A 22,657-nucleotide genomic window follows, 5' to 3' on the forward strand; every position below is an offset into this window, starting at 1 on the left:
CATTCACCTCATTAAAGTTTTGAAATAAGTCGGGAACTTCTCTTTCAGTAGCGCTTGATCGGTAATCGTCAGGTGGAGATGGTCACTCATCAACTGTTCAGCTTGATCGGCATCATGTTCTTGAATGACCTGAACCATGTGGAGATGTTGGTTATACAGTTGCTCCCAGTGATGATCGGCCGCCAAACGTAGCGTTCGAGTGCGATTTAAGTGAACGTTCATTTGTTGAATGACTGCCCATGTATTCAGTTTATTGCAACCTTCAAATAGCGTACGATGATAAGCTTCATCTAGCTCAAACATTCTTACATGATTCTGTTCTTCTATACATAACTGTTGTTGATCTAGGTTACTCTTCAGCTGCATTAATTGGTTATCAGGAAAATGATCGCATGCGAGTCGGATAATGGCCTTTTCTAGTTGTTCACGCATGAAGCGAGCTTCTTCTACAAGCTCTAGATCAATGAGTGAGATGACCGTACCTCGTTGAGGGTAGATTTCTAGAAGTCCTTCTTGTGACAGTCTAACGAAGCTCTCTCTTACAGGGGTCCTACTCACATTAAACTTAATAGAGATTTCCTTCTCAGATACACTAGTGCCCGGTGGAAGTTCTAATAACACAATTTGATCTCTTAGTGCAAAATAGATAGCATCACGGGTAGAAAGTGATTGCGCTTTCATATATAAATCCACGTATTCAAATCAACTCCTTATAAGAGGATGAATCCATACTACCATACTTGTATGGTAGTATGGTAGTAAAAATTTACAGCTATAAAATGATGGCTCTTTGCGTCATAATCAGGACTCAATTCCTGTGCTTAAGCTTCGGTATTCACTTGGAGATATATGAGACCAACGTTTAAATTGTCTACTGAAATGAGCTATATCTCGATAACCAAGAATTGAAGCGATGTCGTGAATGGATAGCCGTGGATTCGCAAGAAGCAACTTAGCCTCATGAAGAACTAGCTCAGATAAATAAGCCCGCGGGGATTGATTAAATACTTGTCGGAATACACGGTTACAGTGAGAAGGGCTAATCCCAAGTTCTGAGGCGATATCATCAATGCCATAATGCTGCTCAAGCGCTCCCTCTTGTTTGAAATGCTGATTAAGGAGGCCCTGAACTCGATTTCGAATCTGATGCGCGAGTTCGACTTTATCATAAGCAGAACTAGAGAAATGGATGACCTCATTGGATATAGCTTCCCACAAATGACCAAATAACTCGAAGATCGTAGATTGTAACTGCATGTGATGAGCCATGGTCTTCTTCTCGGTATTGCTTACGATATCAATTAATTTAGACATGACAGGCTGAACTTGGTGAGTGACGGGGCTGTCACTACGAAATAATACTTGTTCCATACGACTAAGCACAGAGAGAAATATGCGATCATCGATGTCAAAATGAATGCAAAAATAACTAAAGGGAGCGTCATTACCACTTCGACTGGAATGGGTATCTCCCGGACGGAGTAAGATTAGATCACCTGCACGTTGCAGATAATCTTGGCCTCCTACTGTCATAAACTGTTCTCCATCAAGAACAACATTAATTTCATATTGTGGGTGGACATGCTCGGGATATTCCCAATGACTATGTACACGTCTTAGATGCATACCGACTAAGTTAACGGTCGTTCGAATATCTGGAATCATAATTTCACTAATACTTTGTCCCATTTCTGGTGGGAGATAAGAAGATGCCAAGGTGATTACCTCCAACTTTAATTATTCAGCACTAAATTTATCATAGCTGATACAGCTTGATTTGGGTAAATAAATGATTGATTTGACAATGGTAACGCTTTATTTGTCATGCTAGGATGAATAAGAATTAATATACGTCTATTAACTTCATTGACGGTACGAAAGGGGTTTAATATCATGAGCAACAACATTTTCTTTAACGCACAGCACTCACCAATAGGTGCGTTTGCTAGCTTTACTTTGGGGTTCCGTGGAAAAAAGGGTGGGCTTGGACTCGAACTTGGTAAACCAGCGGATCAGAATATATATATCGGTATGCAGTCAAAAGATGGACAATCTTATGAGGCACTTCCTTTCTTTGAAGGTGTAGAAGATGAGAGTGCTAGATATGACGTAGAGAAGAAAGAAGAAATGGGTAAGGATGAAGTTAGTGACAGTGATAATGAACGTGTAGGCGGGGGATATCTAGCGCCGAACCCTATCATTACGACATTCCAAGAGAATGACATTTATAGGGAGTTTAAGACGGGTGTGGATACGTGGCATGCAGGGGATATGACGTTCAGTATCTATTCCCCCGTTCGATCGGTTCCAGAGCCTGGAACTCTTGATACAGAGTTAATGAAAGCAGCGATTGTACCTGCTGTATTCGCTGAGCTTACACTTGATAATACAGAAGGTAAGGGTTCTCGCAAAGCGTTTTTCGGATATGAAGGAAGTGATCCGTATAGTGCGATGCGGCTTATTCAAGGAGATGGACAAGGACAACTTACGGGTGTAGGTCAGGGACGTATGACAGCGATTGTATCCAATGATCCTGGCATTATTGCTGTTCAAGGTTTTACAATTGACAAGGTGTTGTCTGAACCTCTAGCAAGTAATAGGGCTTTCGGACTTGGTAACACAGCAGCACTACTGATGGAAGTTCCAGCAGGTGAGAAGCGGACATTTAAATTTGCTGTCTGCTTCTATCGTGGTGGTATTGTAACAACAGGGATCGATGCTTCGTACTATTACACACGTTATTTCTCCAACATAGAGGAAGTGGCGAAGTATTCACTAGAAAACTTTTCAGAGTTAACAACATCATGTGAATCAGCTAGTGCTATTGACTCATCAAGATTATCGAAGGATCAAGCGTTTATGTTAGATCATGCTATTCACAGTTATTATGGAAGCACACAATTCCTAGATGCTGCTGGGGAACCGATCTGGGTTGTCAATGAAGGGGAGTACCGGATGATGAATACGCTAGATCTAACAGCGGATCAGTTATTCTTCGAGTTGATGATGAACCCATGGACTGTACGTAACGAGCTTGAATTATTCGTATCCAATTATAGCTACGAAGATCACGTGAACTTCCCTGGAGATCGTCGTGATTATCCAGGAGGACTAACATTTACACATGATATGGGTATTGCAAATGCCTTCTCTCGTTCACAATATTCAGTTTATGAAATGGCAGGTCTTCATGGTTGCTTCTCTTATATGAGTCATGAGGAATTAGTGAATTGGCTCTGTTGTGCTCTTGTGTACATCGATCAGACACAGGATAAAGAATTCAAAGATAAAATGTTACCTGTTATTCGTGAATGCTTCCAGAGTATGCTTAATCGTGATCATCCAGAACGTGAGAAACGTAACGGAATGATGGGTCTGGACAGCAGTCGTACAGAGGGTGGAACAGAAATTACAACGTATGATAGTCTGGATGTCTCCCTTGGACAGTCACGTAACAATATTTATATGGCAGGCAAATGCTGGGCAATATATGTGGCTCTTGAACAGTTATTCGCACTAGAGGATCTCTCACATTTATCTAAAGAAGCTGGTGAACAGGCGGATAAATGTGCTGCATCAGTTACAGAGAAGCTGACAGAACAGGGTTATATTCCAGCTGTTATCGATGAGAATAACGATTCCAAGATTATTTCAGCCATTGAAGGTCTAGTATTTCCATACTTTATGGGGTGTGAAGAAGCACTTGATATTAATGGACGATACAGTCAATATCTGAAGGCATTACAGACACATCTAAGAACAGTACTTGTGAAAGGGACTTGTCTCTTCGACAATGGTGCCTGGAAACTTTCCTCCACGAGCAATAACTCATGGCTTAGCAAAATATACTTGGCTCAATTTATTACAAGAGAGATTATGGATCTTCCATGGGATGAGAGTGGGGTAGTGGCTGATGCAGCACATGTAGAATGGCTACTACATCCAGAATTATCTTATTGGTGCTGGAGTGATCAAATCTTAAATGGGTTAATAGAGGGAAGCAAGTATTATCCACGTGGGGTTACTGCGATTCTATGGTTGTTCGAAGGTAAAGGCAACCGTCTAGTCCAATAGTATACTCATGTGACATATACTATTTACGAGATATTATTTTAATAAGTCACAGTGGCCAATCTAATGGAGAAACCATGGTGACTTATTTTTATTAATTATTCACAAACCTTTTGATTGTATTATTTGATTAATGCGGTTACAATTGTGGAATAAACACGCTTTCACAGTAAAAGAGGGTTATTATGCGTAGCGAAGATATCGCCAAACTCGCCGGGGTGTCTAGAAGCACAGTATCCCGTGTCATTAACAATTATTCTAACGTGCCAGCTAAGACACGTGAGAAGATCATGAAGATTATTGAAGAGTATCAATATGAACCTAACACTTCTGCAAGAGTATTAGCAGGTAAGAGTACGAATACGATTGGACTCTTTGTTGTTAGTACAGCAGAGAAGCACAATCCGAACCGCATTTATCAGAATAATTACTTTGCACCTTTCGTAGATGCACTGGTTGATACGGCTAACGCTATCGGATATTATGTGTTGATTCATACGATTTTCTCAGAAGATGATTTCTTGAAGGTGAAGCAAGCATTTCAGCAGAAAAGAATTGATGGAGGCATCATAGTAGGGACCGAGAATAATATGGCTATGGCTAGGGTCATTGCTGATCTAGACGTTCCTTTTGTACTCATTGACTATGACATTGCAGAGTTACTTGAGAATCGATTGGATCGTAACAACCTAGCGGTTATTAACTCTAAGGACTTTGAGGGTGCAGCCTGGGCAGTCGAACATTTGATTACTTTGGGACATCGAGATATCGCATTTATAAGCGGTAGGCAGAATACCTACTCTGGTCGTCAGAGATATGATGCTTATGTCACTACGATGGTAAAGCACGAATTAAAAGTGGATGATAGATTTATCCTTAGTGGGGATTTCTTACGAGGTAAGGCATATCAAGAGGTTAAAAAGTTACTACAAGGGGATAAGGCATCTTGGCCGACGGCTATTTTTTCAGCCAATGATGAGATGGCTCTTGGAGCCATGGATGCGTGTAAAGAGCTGGGTATTATGATTCCTGAAGATCTATCTCTGATCGGATTTGATGATATTCCCGTAGCCTCTCAACTGAATCCAAGCCTAACTTCTGTTAGCTTGCCTATATATGAGATGTCTAAGAAGGCAGCACATAGTCTAGTCGACATGTGCGTGAAGGGAAGTACCTCCTTCAGTACGATTAGTTTTACAACCCAGTTAATGATTAGGGAGACCTGCAGGAAACTGGATTCTTCATATTAAGGTGAATATCGTGCTCTAAGAGCAATTTATTCGCCACTCTATTCTAAGGTGTCCCTAACAAAGGGTTCATCCAACGCGCAATAAACACGCGTTTATACAATCTTTTAACTTTGAGAGGAGTTTTGTAAGATGAAGTACGGTTTTTTCGATGATAAGAATAAAGAATACGTGATTAACACACCTAAAACCCCATATCCATGGATCAACTATCTTGGGAATGAGAAATTTTTCGGCTTAATGTCAAATACATCAGGAGGTTATTCTTTTTATCGTGATGCACGCCTCCGCAGATTGACTCGTTATCGCTATAATAATATTCCGGTTGATAACGGTGGCCGTTATTTCTATCTTTATGACGAAGGAGATTTCTGGACTCCAGGTTGGATGCCAGTAAAGAGAGATCTTGATTTCTACGAATGTCGTCATGGTCTTGGTTATACTTCAATCACTGGTGAAAGAAATGGAATTCGAGTTAACCAATTGGCACTTGTTCCTTTGAATTATAACGGTGAAGTACATAAAGTAACCGTGTCTAATACATCTAATGCTACGAAAAAAGTGAAGTTGTTCTCCTTTGTAGAATTCTGCTTGTGGAATGCTTACGACGATATGACGAACTTCCAACGTAACCTGAATACTGGTGAAGTTGAAGTGAAAGACTCTGTTATCTATCACAAAACAGAATATCGCGAACGTCGTAATCATTTTGCATTCTTCTCTGCAAACCGTCCAATGGATGGCTTCGATACAGATCGTGAATCTTTCCTAGGTCTATATAATGGTCTAGAAAATCCACAGGTAGTGGCTGCTGGACAATCCTCCAACTCTGTTGCAAGTGGTTGGTCTCCAATCGCTTCTCATTGTATGGAAATTGAACTTGCTCCAGGGGAAGAAATTAGCTACAACTTCATACTTGGTTATGTTGAGAACCCAGAAGAAGAGAAATGGGAAGCACTGGATGTCATCAACAAAACACGCGCTGAAGCAATGATTGCGCAATTTGCGAACGAATCAGATGTAGACAGAGCGATGGATGAACTTCAAGCTTACTGGAGTGATCTTCTTTCGAAATATACGATCAACAGTGGTGACGATAAACTGGATCGTATGGTTAACATTTGGAATCCATATCAATGTATGGTTACCTTCAACATGTCACGTTCGGCATCGTATTTTGAGTCTGGTATTGGTCGTGGTATGGGCTTCCGTGATTCTAACCAAGATTTACTTGGATTCGTACATCAGATTCCAGAACGTGCGAAAGAACGTATTATCGATATCGCGTCTACTCAATTTGAGAATGGCGGAGCTTATCATCAGTACCAACCATTAACGAAACAAGGTAACAATGAAATCGGTGGTGGATTCAATGATGATCCACTATGGTTGATCCTTGGAACCGCTGCTTATATTAAAGAAACTGGAGATTTCAGTATTCTTGATGAAGAGGTACCATTCGATAGCAATCCGAATAACACGGCAAGCTTGTTCGAGCACTTGAAACGTTCTTTCTACCACGTTATTGAGAACATGGGTCCTCATGGTTTGCCACTTATTGGTCGCGCAGACTGGAACGATTGCCTGAATCTAAACTGTTTCTCTAATGTACCAGATGAGCCTTACCAAACAACTCAGAACATTGAAGGACGTACAGCAGAATCCGTATTTATCGCAGGTCTGTTTGTCTTTACGGGTCCAGACTTCGTGGAACTATGCAAACGTAGAGGTCTTGATGAAGAAGCTGCAATTGCACAGAAACACATTGATACGATGCGTGCAACGACGTTGGAACATGGATTTGATGGTGAGTGGTTCTTGCGTGCTTACGACCATTATGGTAACAAAATCGGAAGTAAAGAGAATGAAGAAGGACAAATCTTCATTGAACCACAAGGATTCTGCGTTATGGCTGGTATTGGCGTAGAAGAAGGATTAGCGAAGAAAGCATTGGATGCAGTTGAGGAAAGATTGGATACGAAATATGGTATCGTTCTTCAGAATCCACCATACTCCAAATATTATATTAACCTTGGAGAAATCTCTTCATATCCACCAGGATATAAAGAAAATGCAGGTATTTTCTGCCACAACAATCCTTGGATTATGATGGCTGAGACAACAATTGGCCGCGGAGATCGTGCATTTGAACTTTACAAGAAGATCGCTCCTGCATACTTGGAAGAGATCAGTGATGTTCACCGTACAGAGCCATATGTATACTCACAAATGATCGCTGGTAAAGATGCTGTTCGTCAAGGTGAAGCGAAGAACTCATGGTTGACAGGTACTGCAGCATGGAACTTCGTAGCGATTACACAAGCTATTCTTGGTATTCAACCAGAATATGATGGATTAAGAGTAAACCCTTGTATTCCAACCGCTTGGGATGGCTTCAGCATCACTCGTGTGTTCCGTGGAGATACTTTCGTGATTAACATTACCAATCCAAACCATGTAACTAAAGGCGTTGCTTCTGTTACTGTGGATGGTAAACAAATCGAAGGTAACATCCTTCCAGTTATCGGAGACGGTAAGTCTCACCAAGTGGAAGTTGTTCTAGGTTAGTACTCTTTCATTATTATAAAATCTTCAAAGATTTATGAAGGATTCCGCTACCTTCAATAAATTGAATTTAAACCATCTTTTGCACAATATATTTGTGCGAAAGATGGTTTTTTGATATAAGAAACATACGTGGCTTTTACGTTGCACCCACAAAATAAAAGTAAAACCTTTTAACGCAAGGTCCGCGTAAGTAAGAAAATTAATTTCGAAAATAGTGAATTAAAGAATAAACACAGGTACGATGTAGCCGTCTTTCTCTATGGGATAATTGGTATGCACCATAGAGGCCTCATGGCATATTTTATTGGCTCAGACTCTACAAAGTCAATATTTTATGGGAGACGAGTATTAGACAGTAGTTGATAAGGGTTTGATAATAATTAATAGTGAATAGCACTGAGTGCATTCAGAATTAATGAACTATGCCGAAGTAGCGAAGAGAACGGAATTGTCCTGAAGAAGCGGTAGCGTTCGCCTACAAGCTTTCCGTAGGAAAGCTACCTCGTAAGCCAATACTGCCATCGGATTTCAACCGCTATTGAGGTTATATAATCAAGAAATCTGAGGGCAACAACGATCGTAAGGACAATCCGTTATCGTAGCGGCATCAGTACGTATAATTAAGAATAACAGAAACATTATGAGCTCACTTCCTTATCCATCGTTTATAATAAGTATAGATAGGCTGGTATTATAGAAGTAGACCTTAATGGAGTTGATAACATGCAGATACAGGACCAATACAATCGAGGCCTTAGAGATTTACGGATATCGGTAACAGACAGATGTAATTTTCGGTGTAGATACTGTATGCCTGAAGAGATATTTGATAATAATTATGCTTATCTACCTAAGAAAGATATTCTGAGCGTAGATGAGATTATACGATTAGCACGAATATTTACTGCTCTTGGAGTTGAAAAAATACGAATTACAGGTGGAGAACCACTACTTCGTAAAGATTTGTCGGAGATTATTGAGGGTGTATCTCACATTCCACAGATTCATGATGTGGCGCTTACGACCAATGGTAGCCTTCTGGCTAAACAGGCTCAACGCTTAAAAGATTCAGGGTTAATGAGAATTGCTATAAGCTTGGATGCCTTAGATGATCATATCTTTATGCAAATGAATGGGGGGCGTTCCCATGTCCAACCTATTCTTGATGGCATTGAAGCTGCAGCAGAAGCTGGACTTAAGGTCAAAGTAAACATGGTAGTACAAAAAGGGGTAAATGATGAATCCATTCTGTCTATGGTGGATTACTTCCGAGTGAAGGGGCATATTCTTCGCTTAATCGAATATATGGATGTTGGTAATACGAATGGTTGGAACTGGGACCAAGTGGTTAGCAAGAAAGAAATGTTAGACCGAATCCATTCAGAGTGGCCATTAGAACCGTTAGATCCTAATTATTCGGGGGAAGTTGCTTCACGCTATCGTTTTCTAGATGGAAAAGGAGAAATAGGTATTATCTCATCCGTAAGTGATGCATTTTGCTCTACCTGTACAAGAGCACGATTATCCGCTGATGGGACGTTATATACTTGTCTATTCGCTAGCAAAGGATATGAATTGCTACCCCTCCTTCGTTCAGGTGCTTCAGATGAGGAGATTACATCTGTTCTCATGGATATATGGTATAACCGACATGATCGGTATTCGATAGATAGAGGTAAAAGCAGTAATCATAACGAGGAGGGTCATAAAGTTGAAATGTCACGAATCGGTGGTTAGAGCTCACTTGGACACATCTTTGAGTTAAATAGGGTGGATCGTTAACCAGTTTTGTCATGTTGGTTACGATCCACCCTATTTATTCTGTTCTTATATAGGTAAATCAAATGTATCATTCTTTGTCTTCAGTAATGTCACCATCGTATCCATTCAATAGATCCGTGCCATGCACAACTTCAATTGGAGGCGCAGCTGGATCGATAGGACTGTTCATTTGGATATCATCGGCATCTGGAACATCTTCGAGAGCGGTCGTCTCATTCAATACCAATTCTTCATTCTCCGATTCAATCTGATTCACTCTAATATCATCTTCAGGGATGACCATTTTTTACGACACTACGTGTAGAATCATTCATTAGGATAACCTCCTTTTTCCCTCCTAGTCATTCGAAAGTTATGTGTAAGAGATATCAATCATCATTTTCCGAGAGAAGCTTAAAGTTACACCCTTTTTACTGAAACAATCCACGATTCAAAAAATCACGTGATTTATTTTTTGAAAATCATGACATAGAGAAGGTTTATTGTATAAATATATAGAATGTATACATAATTATTAATTTACCACTTTTAAAATTTAATTCTTGAGGTGCCACTTATTATGAAGTTTGTACCCAAACTGATAGCCATTATAGTTGTATTGATATTGATCTCTTGTATTTTTAACACAACATCTTACGGAGAACTGAAGAATACGAGTACACAGATGATTTCAGAGTGGCAGATTAAATGGACCTTAGAGGACGACTTAACAGCACGAGATTCAATCTTAGAACAACCTGAAGGCTGGATGGATACTAATTCTAAACAGCCCTTACCTACTAAACCTAATTCTAATTCCTCTGCCTGGTTCAAAATTCAACTGCCCAAGATGAATTTGCATACACCCACATTATTGCTCAAAACCATCTATGGCCGACATATTGTGGTCAGAACGAGTGACACTATCCTATATGAGTCACAGCGAACTTATAATTATGAACAGAATAAGATTATGATTCCTTTAAGAACAACAGATTCTAACGGGGTATTATATATAGGGGTATCAGGTGATAAACAGAGAATAGGATTTCATAACCAGATCGTTCTAGGCAATAACTCTGAATTATTACCAATGTTTGTTAAAACAAATCTAATGGATATGATTTTAGGTAGTTCATTCATATTTCTCTCGTTCGTTATGCTGATTTGCTCTCTATTTACGAGAAAAACATTTCTCTCCAACTGGATTGCTCTATCTATCGTGATATTAACGATAGGTATATTGATGATTACGTATTCATCTTATTTATATTCAATAGATGGAGGGCATGGGGAGCTATATACGACTCTTTTTGACTGTGCATTGTTTATGTTATTACCATCGTTAACGTATTTTTTTGAGGGAATATTTGGTGGTGGGTATTATGGTGTTATCCGACACTTCCGTAGATTTCAGGTTGGATATTCTAGCCTTTGTTGCTTATGTATGTTCTTGAATTCGATGATTTCAGATGAATATGTCGGACTTTATTATTTTATTTCTGTTAAAGTATTAGGATCTGTCATTATTGTTCAGTGTGTATTATTGGTTATAACCTCTATTCTTTATGCCATGAAAGGTAATAAGGATGCTGCTATTCTGTCTATAGGACTGGTCCTGTTTGTAGGCACTTCCCTATTGGAGATGATCTACTTTTATTCAGAATCAGAAAATTATGATTTTTTTGCTTGGAAGTGGGGAGCTGTAGGTTTTGTTACTGTACTCATTATTATTATAGGCAGAAGATTTGCTATTAATCATAATCAGATTGTTAAATATTCAAAGGAATTAGAGTTATTTAATAATGAATTGCAACGTTCTGAGAAGATAGAGATCATTGGTGAGCTAGCTGCATCAGTGGCACATGAAGTAAGGAACCCGTTACAGGTTACAAGAGGATTCCTCCAATTATTGACAAAAAAGTGTGAACAAGAGAAGCAACAAGAATATTTGAATCTGGCACTGGAAGAGTTGGATAGTGCTTCGAATATTATTACGGATTTCCTGACATTTGCTAAACCAGAATTGGATCACATTAGTGTGCTTAATATTCGGGATGAGTTAATACATATTGAAGGAATTCTATTGCCACTAGCTAACCTCTCGGGTGGAGAAATCATCGTGAATATACCTCGAAACCTCATGATTAGGGGGAATTCATCTAAATTTAAGCAGGCTCTTATAAACATCATTAAGAATAGTATTGAGTCGTGGCATCAGGAAGGTCATGTTAAAATATGGGCATATAGAGATAGCTCCATTATCGTTATTCATATTCAAGATAATGGAGAAGGAATGAACGAGGAAGAACTAACGAGATTGGGAGAACCCTATTTCTCGAACAAAACGAAAGGGACAGGTTTAGGATTAATGGTAACCTTTCGAATTATTGAAGCGATGCAAGGTAAAATTCATTTTATTAGTCAGAAAGGGGTTGGGACAGAGACGATTATCACGTTTCCTTCTATCTCAGAGTAAATCTTTGATAGAGGGAATATCGGATGACGTACGGATCCCAACCCTTTAGCAGTAATCTATGAAGTAGATGGTAATAGGATTACCAAATTGCTTTTGTTTGAATGTCATCCGGACTTGTTCCGGTTGGGCTAGAAGGAAGCACTAGATAGAATACATCGGATGACTCCTCTACCAATCTAAGCTTGATGTGTTCTGGAATGATAACCCCAAGTGCTTCTTTGATGGCTTTTTTAGGATCCGATAACAGTAGTGCTTTGAAACTTGGATCCTCCCATGCTTTATTAATGACTTGTGTTTGAAGGAGAGCCTGCTGTGTCAATAGAATCACCCTTTCAAATAAATGGTTATTATTTACTTATCAAGAATACCATGGATAATGATATAAATCTACATTAATTTATATTTTTTGACAACCAGTACTCTAATCCCCCCTTTTCTCTCAATAATCGATTCTCTTCGATCGTGTCTGAGTCTTGCCTTAAGTGATTAACGAGCGTTTCATGGAATGAGGTAAGGTAAGGAATGTCGAAAGCCAACCGTTGAATATATGTATGATTACTTCGAGCAATATCTGAATACCGTTTCATAACATTGCGCACAAAGATCGCATTCTTAATCTTCTCAACACTTAAAGGTTCTCCTTGGTCATTCTCCGCTCTAATCATAGATAATAACCCGTTATAGTTTCCTTCCTCCCAATCTTCCTTCCAATCAACCCAGTCATCCGCCATTTGTAAGGTTGTTAAGACGTGATCGATGAAATCTGAAACTATGGGAATTAGATCTGATTGCCCTGAAAGGATTAGTGCACCTGTGCTTGATAACTTGAGAGGACTAGCTTTTCTAGCTATCCATAATATATTTGTTTGAAAGTAATCTTGCTGATCTTCATTGGAGACACTATCTGCCCATTCTGTGATGTATTGATGGAAGTAGAGCCAGAATGGAGAATCAGAAGGGAAATAGGATATGTAAATTTCGAGGAACTGCAATTGAAGTAAATTGGCAAGTGGTATTTGATCTCGATCTAGCTTGGTTGTACTATCCATGATGTCATCTTGAATGAAGAAGTATAACATGGCAAATACATTACCCACAGATAGTTGAACATAGTCTTCCTTCGGAAGTTGGGTTAATTCCTTCAACCAGAAAGGTAAAAGGTAACAAATGTAATTCTTTGAGCTATCTTCGTGGCGTGCATCAAACTTATTTAAGTAAGAGAGCCCTTTGTGATTAAGCGGAGGTGGGAAGGTAGATATGATACGGTGTGATTCGTTAAATACTTGTGCTATTTCTTTTTCGAAATCTGTGTACCACTGCATGGGATGATCACCTAATTAGTAGAATTTTTTAGTATCACGCTGCAGATTCTAAGGGTGAGATTACTTTAATAGAATTATAGAGATAAAACATACTAACTAGATTATTTTAACATATATTCCTAAAGAAGCCTATTAGAAGTTTTTCTTTCAAAAAAAGAATTATTTATTTATTTCTAATAGGGTCTTGAATAAAGGGAAGTTACGAAGTTTGTCGAATTTTAGAATGATGATGAGTGCTACTATCTTTATTCTTGAGGTGTGTCTATGAAGTGGATTTTGAGAAAAATGAGTATAACCATAATTGTCTTCATCATCATTATCATTATCATATCTTCTCTTTACATGAATACTAGATCTGCGTTGGATCCAACCGAGAATAAGGCTAATGTGACAGAAATTACGAGATGGGAATTCATGTTGGATCAGGGCAATAGAGATGTAACTACATTTCTGAGAGATCATAATTCTTCAAATGTATGGAATTGGCGCGACGCTAACCAAGTGATAAGAAAAGGTAATTCAGAATCAGATGCCGTATGGCTGAAATTTAGAATACCCGCAATTGGTGGAACCTCTACTCCTAGCATATTAATCAATAATATTTATGCTAAGGAAATCTCAATTTACGTAGACAAAATGTTGATTTATGAAAACAAAAGAGATTATTCGTATGATGTAAATCAAATTTTACTACCTATTAGTCGTCAAGATACGGGTAAGGAACTGCTGATAAAGGTATCTTCTGAGAGAGAGAGACTCGGAATGGCAGAGGAAATACTAGTAGGAGACTATCAAACACTGCTTAGGTCGTTCGTTAAGGAGAATTTGATAGATATTATTTTTGGGAGCACTATTATTTTTGTAGCATTCGTTATGTTATTGTGTAGTCTTTTTTTGAAAAGAGAGCAGTTGAACGAATGGTTATCACTAACTATCGTATTAATATCCATGGGGACAATGATCATTACATACTCTCCTTTTTTATATACTCATTATGGGGAATATGGACAGTTATATACAACATTATTTGATATATCATTACTTATTTTCTTACCTGCGTTAACTTACATATTCGAGAATATGATTGGAGTCAGCCATTGTAGAGTCATTAACAAATTCAGAAAATTTCAAGTGTGTTACTCCATGTTTTGTTTGATATTTATGGTTATAAATATACTGTTTGATCATGCTCTTTATAGTGCCAACTATTTCATATCCGTAATCATATTAGGTGTATTTATAATTATTCAGGGACTTCTGCTAGGGATTAGCGCATTATACTATGCTATTAAGGGTAATAAAGACGCTATGATCATAACTACGGGCTTTGTGGTATTCCTTTTAATCGTCATATCAGAGTTGTTATGGTACTTTGTACAAAAGGGTAATTATGAGTTCTATCTATGGAAATGGGGAATCATGGCCTTCGTGATTTCATTAATCGTTCTACTAGGTAGAAAGTTCGCTTTAAATCATCGTCGTGTCGTTGAATACTCTAAGCAACTCGAACGGTTTAATAATGAGTTACAACGCTCTGAGAAAATGGATATTATCAGTGAACTAGCAGCTTCAGTAGCCCATGAGGTGAGGAATCCACTTCAAGTAACGAAGGGATTCTTGCAATTGTTGGAGGAGAAATCGGAACCCAAAGAAAAGGGGTATCTTAACCTTGCCCTTGAGGAACTAGAGAGAGCATCAAATATTATTACTGACTTTTTAACATTTGCTAAACCTGAACTTGAACAGATTACGCTAATTGATATATCTAGAGAGTTTAAGCATATCGAGGGAATTCTGTTACCGTTAGCGAACTTTGAAGGGGGAACGGTAGAAATAGATATCCCTTCAGGGCTTCTTATCCGTGGGAATTCATCTAAGTTTAAACAAGCTCTCATTAATATGATTAAGAACAGTATTGAAGCTTTAGGTGATCAGGGGTTTATTCGCATTTGGGCTTATACAGTCAACGGAGAAATTCAAATTCATATTCACGATAATGGTCAGGGTATGGATGCGGAGGAGATTATACGATTAGGAGAACCGTACTATTCCAATAAGACGAAAGGTACAGGTCTCGGTCTAATGGTGACTTTTAGAATTATTGAAGCGATGGATGGCACAATTACGTTTACAAGTGAAAAAGGCATTGGAACCGTGGCTATTATTTGTTTTCCTGTTGCCCGTGAAGAAGATGATATGATAACAAATAATTGTTATAACTAACAGATTGTTTTGTTATTGTCATTCATGTATGCTGTGTTTAATGAGTTAAATTTCTGAATTGAGATCAGGGTGATGGGTATGCGAGGAAAAGTTACGGTACAAGAAATTGCTGACTTAGCAGGTGTTTCTAAATTTGCTGTATCCCGATCTTTATCTGGGAAGTCAGGTGTCAGTGTCCAGACAAGAGAAATGATTCTAAAAGTTGCAGGGCAGTTAGGGTATTTCAAGAATGAGTCTAAGCGATTTGCTAACATAACGGATGATCATAAAACACAGAAAGTCCAAGGGACCATTCTCGTTCTATTTCCTAATGTGCGATATCAGAACAAAGAATCATTATACTGGGGACCTGTATTTGATGGGATATCTACTCGGTTAAATCAGAAAGGGCTAGATATTCTGACCTTAACGGAACCAAGTAGTGATAATTTATTTTCTTTGCTTAATCCGGAAGCTATTCAAGGAATTATTACAGTTGGGTCAGTCTCCACATCTATTTTATTAGATATTAATCGATTAAATATACCTGTCGTTATGGTGGACCATACGGATCAGGCATTCCACTGCGACACTATTTTTACAGATAATTTCACTTGTATGAAAGAAATTATGACTAAATTATACAGTAAGGGTTATAAGAAATATCAGTTCGTTGGGAACATTAATGATGCAACTAGCTTTTATGAACGTTGGATTGCCTACAAGACTGCTCTTGAAGAGTATGGGATTGTTAACGAACAATTGACCATGTTACTTGGTCCGGAAGAGGAACAACATAAGGGTATCACGTTAGCGTTCGAGAAGGGAGAACTCCCTGAAGTATTTGTATGTTCTAATGATACAACAGCGTTGTTTGCGATCGAGTCTTTGGAGAAAGTAGGGGTAGAAACTCCAGGTCCATGTGCTGTAACTGGATTTGATAACACACATGAGACATTGCCTATATTAGCAACAGTGAACGTGAAGAAGGAATTATTGGGTATGAGAGCTGTAGATCAGATGCTCTGGCGGATTATAAATCGTGAATCTTCGTTTGAGAAAAAGCTCATTTATGCGGATACGATTGTACGTGATTATAATATGGTAAAGAGTACGTAACTTCCAATTTCATAGCAAATATGTACGAGAAATAGCTATATTATGATTGTTGAAAAAATCATAATATAGCTATTTTTTGTTATGTTACGAATAACAAAATCAAATTTATTCAGGTTGCTACTTTATGTATAAATGTTGATATTATAGGGTTTTGATGTCGAATTTTCATGGATTATCAAAACAAATATAAATGCAACAAAACAAAATATAAAATAATTTAAAAATCGTTTGACTATAATTATTTCTGGATGGTATTGTTGTTTTGTGGAATGATTATCCATGTTTGGATATGTAAGATTATCCAATATTCAGGAGAGGTTATGTTAAGGGGAGCGAAATTAGAGTGGGAGGTTGGGAAATGAAAAAAGTGAAATTATTATCAATGACGATGGTATGTTTCATGTTATTGCTATCGGCTTGTAGTGCAGGTAACAATGCGCCAAAAAGTGAAAACGCTACCAAAAATGAAGTCGTTGCACCTAAGGAAGAAGTGAAAACTGAGCCAGAACCGACAGAAGAGAAGGCTGTAGATCTAGGTGGACGTATAATTAAAATGGCTGCATGGTGGGATCTAACACCAGCGGGTACCACTGCATCTGACAAAGCACGCTTAGCTAAGATTGCTGAGCTTGAGAAGAAATACAACATGAAAATTAAATTTGTAAACGTACCGTTTGATGAATATATGGATAAATTTACGACGACTGTACTTGCAGGTGAACCTTTCGCAGATATCGTGTTACTGGAATATAAATCAGCACTTCCAGCAGTGTTAAAGGGCCAGTTGCTTCAGTTAAGTGACTTTACAAAACCAGAATCTAATATAAATAATGATCAACATTTAGCGGTAAAAAGCCCAAGTTTAGCTGGTGCTGAGTATGCCTTTGATACGCCCACTACCCTTGCTGTAGGTATGCATTATAACCGAGATCTTTTTAAAAAATTAGGATTACCCGATTTACAGGAACTGTACAACAAAGGCGAATGGAATTGGGAGAAATTTATTGAAGTTTCCAAACTAGCAACTAAGGATACTGATAATAACGGAAAAATGGACACATATGGCTTCTCTGGATGGGCTGCTCAAGTAGGGCGGATTCTCGTAGCAGCGAATGGTGCTAAAGTTGCTGATGATGCAACGAGTAAAGAGGGTCTGTCTAATCCTAAGACTCTTGAAGCTATGGAGTTCTTAAACCGGTTATATAATGTGGAGAATGTTGTGAAAATTAAAACAGGTGATAAAACGAACTGGGAGGAAACGAATACTTTTAAGGATGGAGACGTAGCGATGTTCGTCGCTGCCGAATGGCAAATGCCAGATTTAACGTTTGATGTAGGAATTGTTCCTATTCCGAATGGACCTCAAGGAAGCAAAGAAGTAACGTACGCGAATACGGCGGCAGCAGCTCGATTTATTCCAAAGGGTGTTAAAGATCCTGAAATTGTATATCAAATCTTCGAAGAGATGCAAGATGTTCCGCAACTCGAAGATTATCCTGGGCAAGATTATTTAGAAAGTCTTTATGGTCATGAAGAAGATATCCAAATGATTCGTGAACATATTTATGGTACAGGAATTATCGTACTTGATGAGGCGTATCCTGAATACCCATTCAACAGTATGGTTGAAGATGTGATTAAGAATAATGCATCTGTTACTGCTACGGCTGAGAAATACAAACAGCAGGCACAAGCCTCAATTGATAAGCTCGGTAAATAGTAGAACCTAGCATAGAGAATATTGCTAACAACAAGAGTGCCGCAATGGTGCACTCTTGTTGTTAGCAAAATATAAGAATTTATGAGTATTTCTGCTTATAAATAGGCTTATATTTCAACGCTAAACTCTTCTTCGCCGCTAAAGGATGGCGAGGCCGTTTATGCTTGTTCATGCCCTGTTGATGGGAGTAGGGGTTGAATGAAAAGGGAATTTAGCTGTTTAGTGCTTATGGGGGGGCTTGCATTGATCGTTACCAATCAACGTCTAAAAAAATCGGTTGCCACTATGTTGACGGGTATTCTGTTTATTACCATTCTGATTCCCGCGTCCAAGCAAGTGGTCGTGGCTGATGCAGAATTAGTTGAAGTCTCGAGTCAAGAAGAGAGGGCCTCTAGCCGTGATTCGATGTTAGTGACAGATGAAATCTCAACATACAGTGATTATTTGGAACAATATAAGGAAACGTCACTTCCAGATCATGAAGTGGTGATAGAAGCCAGTAACTACGTCAAATTTGAGGGACAAGGGTTCAACAAGTTGGAGCAATATGAAGGCATGGAGGGCACATCACTTTCAACGGGTGAGCAGGGCGAAGTGGAATGGAATGTTCACATAGACCAGGCAGGTCTGTATAATCTATCGGCCCTTTATTATCCCATGGAAGGGAAAAGCTCAAATATTGAGCGTTCATTGCTTATTGATGGCAAACTTCCCTTTGAGGAGGCAGCTTATATTCAATTTGATCGAATTTGGGACAATGAGCTACAAGAAGTACAAATGGATAATCAGGGAAATGACCTCCGGCCACAACAGATGGAGCACCCCGAATGGCGTGAAGTAGTGCTCAAAGATTCTGAAGGCTATTACGATAACCCATTTCAATTCTATTTGAGCATGGGAGATCATACCGTAACCTTCTTATCACAACGAGAGCCCATGGTTGTTAAACATTTGAAGTTATTTCAAGCTACTCGATCTCTATCTTATGAAGAGTTATTGAGGCAGTATGAAACAGATAAGATTCAGGAGACAGAAGGTGTTCTCGTTGAAATTCAAGGAGAAGACGCGATCGCCAAATCTTCACCAACCTTATATCCAGTCAGTGAACGATCAAGTCCTGCTGTCTATCCATATAGTCCTTCCAAGGTGAAGGTGAACACCATCGGAGGTTATAATTGGCGCATTCCAGGGCAGTGGATTGAATGGGAGGCTGATATCCCTGAGACTGGGTTATATCAAATTGCCTTTAAATCACAACAGAATTTTGTGAGGGGGATTTATTCTTCACGCATATTAACCATTGATGGTGAAGTTCCTTTTCAAGAAATGGAAAAGGTCGCATTTAAATACAAGAGTGGTTATCGTCTCGATGTGATGGGTGGAGATGATCCCTATATGTACTATATGGAGAAGGGCAAGCATGTCCTAAGACTTGAAGTGAGTCTGGGGGAATTCGCACCATTAATTCGTGATGTAGAAAATAGTTTATTCAATCTGAATGCGATGTATCGCAAAATATTAATGATTACCGGTACGAAACCAGATGAAGTTCGTGATTATCGAGTTGAACAGCAGATTCCTAATCTATTAGAAGTATTTCAAACGGAAAGTGAGAGACTGCAATCGGTAGCGAAGCAATTGAAAGAATTATCAGGACAGAGTAGTGATCAAGAAGCGCTACTCAAGACAATGGCCATGCAACTGGATGAAATGATTGATGAACCTGACACAATTCCAAGAAGGTTACAAGCTTATAAGGCGAATACAGGTGGTCTAGGAACATGGCTACAGAAGGCAAGAGAACAACCCCTAGAGATTGATACGATTTATATTGCGTCTAAAGGAACAAAATTGCCTACGGATGGCATGGGATGGTTCTCTAAATTGTGGCACGAGTGGCTTACGTTCTTATATTCCTTCTTTATTGATTACAACCAGATTGGAAATGTATCCAAAGAAAAGGAACAAAGAACAGTAACGGTATGGGTCGGTAGCGGCAGGGACCAGGCAAACACCATAAAATCGATGATCGATGAGAGTTTCACATCAGAAAGTGGAATTAGTGTCAATCTGAAGCTTGTCCAGATGAACACACTGTTATCTGCAACGTTAGCGGGGCAAGGACCTGACGTAGCTATGCAGATCGCAAATGATATTCCAGTGAACTATGCCATGAGAAATGCGACAACGAGTTTAACTCAGTTCAGCGATTATGAGGAAGTAGCAAAGCGTTTTCGTAATAGTGCGATGGTTCCTTATACATACAATGAAGGTGTATACGCACTGCCTGAGACGCAAACATTCAATATGTTATTTTATCGAAAAGATGTGTTGAAGGAGTTAGGTCTAGAAGTTCCGCAGACTTGGGATGATGTACAGAATTTACTTGCTGTCCTAAATAAGAATCATATGGAGTTCGGACTTCCTCTGGTATTAGTACCTTCATACCCAGGAGAGAATATTGCTCCAAATTCCATCTATGCTATTCTGCTTATGCAATCTGGTGGTGCATTCTATCGAGATGGTGGGAAAGCATCGGATCTTGATTCAAGAACGGGAACAGAAGCGTTCAAGCAATGGACGGAGTTCTATACGGATTACAAGCTTGAGAAAGAATACGATTTCGCGAATCGATTCCGCACGGGCCAAATGCCAATTGGAATTGCAGACTATACGATGTATAACCAATTGTCTGTATTTGCTCCTGAAATTCGTGGGATGTGGGGATTCGTTCCTGTTCCAGGAACAGAGCAAAGTGACGGGACACTAAGTCGTGAAGTTCCAAGCGGTGGTAATGGCGTGGTTATGATGAAATCAACAGAGGATAAAGAAGCAGCATGGGAATTCATGAAGTGGTGGACTAGTGAAGATACACAGGTACAATATGGGCGTGAAATGGAAGGATTGATGGGAGCGGCAGCGCGGTATCCGACAGCGAATATCAATGCCCTCGATCAACTCCCATGGCCTGTTACTGACTATGAGAATCTGAAGGCACAATTTGAATGGGTACAAGGGATTCCTGAGGTACCTGGGGGTTATTTTACAGGTCGCCATCTGCTTAATGCGTTCTACAAAGTAGTTAATAATCAAGTCGAACCTCGAGAAGCTCTTATGGATTATACCCAATATATTCAAGATGAAATTCGTACTAAACGCAAAGAATTCGGTCTGCCAGATTAAAGGAGGGGTCAAGGATGCAGCATTCTACTATACAAGAGACAACGTTAGAAGTTGAGACAGGCAAGCCTGTCCCCCAGCCTAACTCCTGGTGGGCAATGAAGAAAAAGGCGATAAAGGCTAACAAACACTCTTATGTTCTGATGGCACCCTACATGATACTGTTTGGTTTATTTACGATCTTACCTGTTATGATGTCTATCATTATCAGTTTTACTTATTTCAATATGTTAGAATTTCCGCATTTTGTAGGTTGGCAGAATTACATGCGGCTATTTCTAGAAGATGATGTATTTCTAATAGCGATCAAAAACACACTGTTATTCGCGGCGATTACTGGCCCGATCAGTTATATGGCATGTTTCATTTTCGCTTGGGTTATCAATGAGTTGTCCCCTAAATGGAGAGCCTTTATGACATTGGTGTTCTATGCGCCCTCTATTTCTGGAAACGTATTCTTTATATGGCTTATGATATTTTCCGGTGATCGATATGGTATTGCTAACGGGTTCTTAATCAAGTGGGGGATTCTGCTAGAACCGATTCAATGGTTAAAGACTGAGGCTTATATTATGCCAATTATTATTCTTGTGCAATTATGGCTAAGTCTAGGTACAGGATTTCTAGCTTTTATTGCGGGGCTACAGACGGTAGACAGGACATTATACGAAGCGGGTGCGGTAGACGGTGTGAAGAATCGGTGGCAGGAGCTATGGTATATCACATTGCCATCGATGCGACCGCAATTAATGTTTGGAGCTGTAATTCAATTGACTACTTCCTTCGCGGTATCGGATGTATCCATCTATCTCGCAGGGTTCCCAAGTGTTAATTATGCAGCAGAGACCATCGTCACGCACCTTATAGATTTCGGAACTATCCGTTTTGAGATGGGTTATGCATCAGCGATCGCGACCGTGTTATTTATTATTATGGTAGGAAGCAATTTGATCATACAAAAACTATTACGCAAGGTGGGTGAATAATC

Annotated in this window: 15 protein-coding genes; 10 read left to right on the forward strand and 5 right to left on the reverse strand. The window is 39.1% G+C overall.

Annotation, left to right across the window (positions count from 1 at the left end; all coding sequences use genetic code 11):
- Positions 1–3 precede the first annotated feature (3 nt).
- Both AC1D7X_RS07755 and AC1D7X_RS07760 read right to left on the reverse strand, forming a co-directional pair.
- On the reverse strand, positions 4–693 hold the full coding sequence (locus AC1D7X_RS07755) for a GntR family transcriptional regulator (protein WP_495474954.1): 690 nt from the start codon (positions 691–693) through the stop codon (positions 4–6).
- Between the two features lie 108 nt (positions 694–801).
- A complete protein-coding gene (locus AC1D7X_RS07760) occupies positions 802–1,716 on the reverse strand; it encodes an AraC family transcriptional regulator (protein ID WP_495474955.1) in 915 nt (304 codons plus the stop codon).
- Positions 1,717–1,893: 177 nt separating this feature from the next.
- Between AC1D7X_RS07760 and AC1D7X_RS07765 the strand changes: the two genes are divergently transcribed.
- The 4 genes from AC1D7X_RS07765 (at position 1,894) to moaA (ending at position 9,623) form a co-directional block, all read left to right on the forward strand.
- A complete protein-coding gene (locus AC1D7X_RS07765) occupies positions 1,894–4,074 on the forward strand; it encodes a glycoside hydrolase family 52 protein (RefSeq protein ID WP_495474956.1) in 2,181 nt (726 codons plus the stop codon).
- Positions 4,075–4,256: 182 nt separating this feature from the next.
- A complete protein-coding gene (locus AC1D7X_RS07770) occupies positions 4,257–5,321 on the forward strand; it encodes a LacI family DNA-binding transcriptional regulator (protein ID WP_495455121.1) in 1,065 nt (354 codons plus the stop codon).
- 129 nt (positions 5,322–5,450) lie between these two features.
- Complete coding sequence (locus tag AC1D7X_RS07775; RefSeq protein WP_495455122.1) at positions 5,451–7,886, forward strand: glycoside hydrolase family 94 protein; 2,436 nt, start codon at positions 5,451–5,453, stop codon at positions 7,884–7,886.
- Positions 7,887–8,609: 723 nt separating this feature from the next.
- A complete protein-coding gene (moaA, locus tag AC1D7X_RS07780; RefSeq protein WP_495455123.1) occupies positions 8,610–9,623 on the forward strand; it encodes a GTP 3',8-cyclase MoaA in 1,014 nt (337 codons plus the stop codon).
- A gap of 112 nt (positions 9,624–9,735) precedes the next feature.
- On the opposite strand, the gene AC1D7X_RS07785 is transcribed toward moaA, so the two are convergent.
- Positions 9,736–9,924: a hypothetical protein gene (locus AC1D7X_RS07785; RefSeq protein ID WP_495474957.1), complete on the reverse strand. Its 189-nt coding sequence runs from the start codon at positions 9,922–9,924 to the stop codon at positions 9,736–9,738.
- 303 nt (positions 9,925–10,227) lie between these two features.
- Here AC1D7X_RS07785 and AC1D7X_RS07790 point away from each other — a divergent pair, with 303 nt between their 5' ends.
- Positions 10,228–12,126, forward strand: coding sequence for an ATP-binding protein (locus AC1D7X_RS07790; protein ID WP_495455125.1), 1,899 nt, complete (start codon positions 10,228–10,230; stop codon positions 12,124–12,126).
- 79 nt (positions 12,127–12,205) lie between these two features.
- Here AC1D7X_RS07790 and AC1D7X_RS07795 read toward each other — a convergent pair whose 3' ends face one another.
- On the reverse strand, positions 12,206–12,445 hold the full coding sequence (locus AC1D7X_RS07795; protein ID WP_495455126.1) for an NHLP leader peptide family RiPP precursor: 240 nt from the start codon (positions 12,443–12,445) through the stop codon (positions 12,206–12,208).
- 73 nt (positions 12,446–12,518) lie between these two features.
- Positions 12,519–13,448 (reverse strand): hypothetical protein, encoded by a 930-nt coding sequence (locus AC1D7X_RS07800; protein WP_495455127.1) that lies wholly within the window; start codon positions 13,446–13,448, stop codon positions 12,519–12,521.
- Between the two features lie 285 nt (positions 13,449–13,733).
- On the opposite strand from AC1D7X_RS07800, the gene AC1D7X_RS07805 reads away from it, so the two are divergent.
- The 5 genes from AC1D7X_RS07805 to AC1D7X_RS07825 all read left to right on the forward strand — a co-directional run bounded on the left by AC1D7X_RS07805 (position 13,734) and on the right by AC1D7X_RS07825 (position 22,655).
- Positions 13,734–15,671 carry an ATP-binding protein gene (locus AC1D7X_RS07805; protein WP_495474958.1) on the forward strand — a complete coding sequence of 646 codons (1,938 nt, stop codon included), beginning with the start codon at positions 13,734–13,736 and terminating at the stop codon, positions 15,669–15,671.
- 78 nt (positions 15,672–15,749) lie between these two features.
- The gene (locus tag AC1D7X_RS07810; RefSeq protein ID WP_495455129.1) at positions 15,750–16,769 is read left to right on the forward strand and encodes a LacI family DNA-binding transcriptional regulator; all 1,020 of its coding nucleotides are present in this window, start codon (positions 15,750–15,752) and stop codon (positions 16,767–16,769) included.
- 358 nt (positions 16,770–17,127) lie between these two features.
- A complete protein-coding gene (locus tag AC1D7X_RS07815; RefSeq protein ID WP_495474959.1) occupies positions 17,128–18,489 on the forward strand; it encodes an ABC transporter substrate-binding protein in 1,362 nt (453 codons plus the stop codon).
- A 198-nt stretch (positions 18,490–18,687) separates the two neighbouring features.
- Positions 18,688–21,672, forward strand: a complete 2,985-nt coding sequence (locus AC1D7X_RS07820; RefSeq protein WP_495474960.1) for an extracellular solute-binding protein — start codon at positions 18,688–18,690, stop codon at positions 21,670–21,672.
- Between the two features lie 95 nt (positions 21,673–21,767).
- On the forward strand, positions 21,768–22,655 hold the full coding sequence (locus AC1D7X_RS07825) for a carbohydrate ABC transporter permease (RefSeq protein ID WP_495455303.1): 888 nt from the start codon (positions 21,768–21,770) through the stop codon (positions 22,653–22,655).
- Positions 22,656–22,657: the final 2 nt, after the last annotated feature.

This window comes from Paenibacillus sp. Y568, from assembly GCF_059445545.1.

What these genes read in the sequence shown, in the direction of transcription:
- AC1D7X_RS07810 (WP_495455129.1), top strand. Translation starts at nt 15,750, where the DNA reads ATGCGAGGAAAAGTTACGGTACAAGAAATTGCTGACTTAGCAGGTGTT.
- AC1D7X_RS07805 (WP_495474958.1), top strand. Translation starts at nt 13,734, where the DNA reads ATGAGTATAACCATAATTGTCTTCATCATCATTATCATTATCATATCT.
- AC1D7X_RS07770 (WP_495455121.1), top strand. Translation starts at nt 4,257, where the DNA reads ATGCGTAGCGAAGATATCGCCAAACTCGCCGGGGTGTCTAGAAGCACA.
- AC1D7X_RS07765 (WP_495474956.1), top strand. Translation starts at nt 1,894, where the DNA reads ATGAGCAACAACATTTTCTTTAACGCACAGCACTCACCAATAGGTGCG.
- AC1D7X_RS07825 (WP_495455303.1), top strand. Translation starts at nt 21,768, where the DNA reads ATGAAGAAAAAGGCGATAAAGGCTAACAAACACTCTTATGTTCTGATG.
- AC1D7X_RS07800 (WP_495455127.1), bottom strand. Translation starts at nt 13,448, where the DNA reads ATGCAGTGGTACACAGATTTCGAAAAAGAAATAGCACAAGTATTTAAC.
- AC1D7X_RS07790 (WP_495455125.1), top strand. Translation starts at nt 10,228, where the DNA reads ATGAAGTTTGTACCCAAACTGATAGCCATTATAGTTGTATTGATATTG.
- AC1D7X_RS07820 (WP_495474960.1), top strand. Translation starts at nt 18,688, where the DNA reads ATGAAAAGGGAATTTAGCTGTTTAGTGCTTATGGGGGGGCTTGCATTG.
- AC1D7X_RS07775 (WP_495455122.1), top strand. Translation starts at nt 5,451, where the DNA reads ATGAAGTACGGTTTTTTCGATGATAAGAATAAAGAATACGTGATTAAC.
- moaA (WP_495455123.1), top strand. Translation starts at nt 8,610, where the DNA reads ATGCAGATACAGGACCAATACAATCGAGGCCTTAGAGATTTACGGATA.
- AC1D7X_RS07815 (WP_495474959.1), top strand. Translation starts at nt 17,128, where the DNA reads ATGAAAAAAGTGAAATTATTATCAATGACGATGGTATGTTTCATGTTA.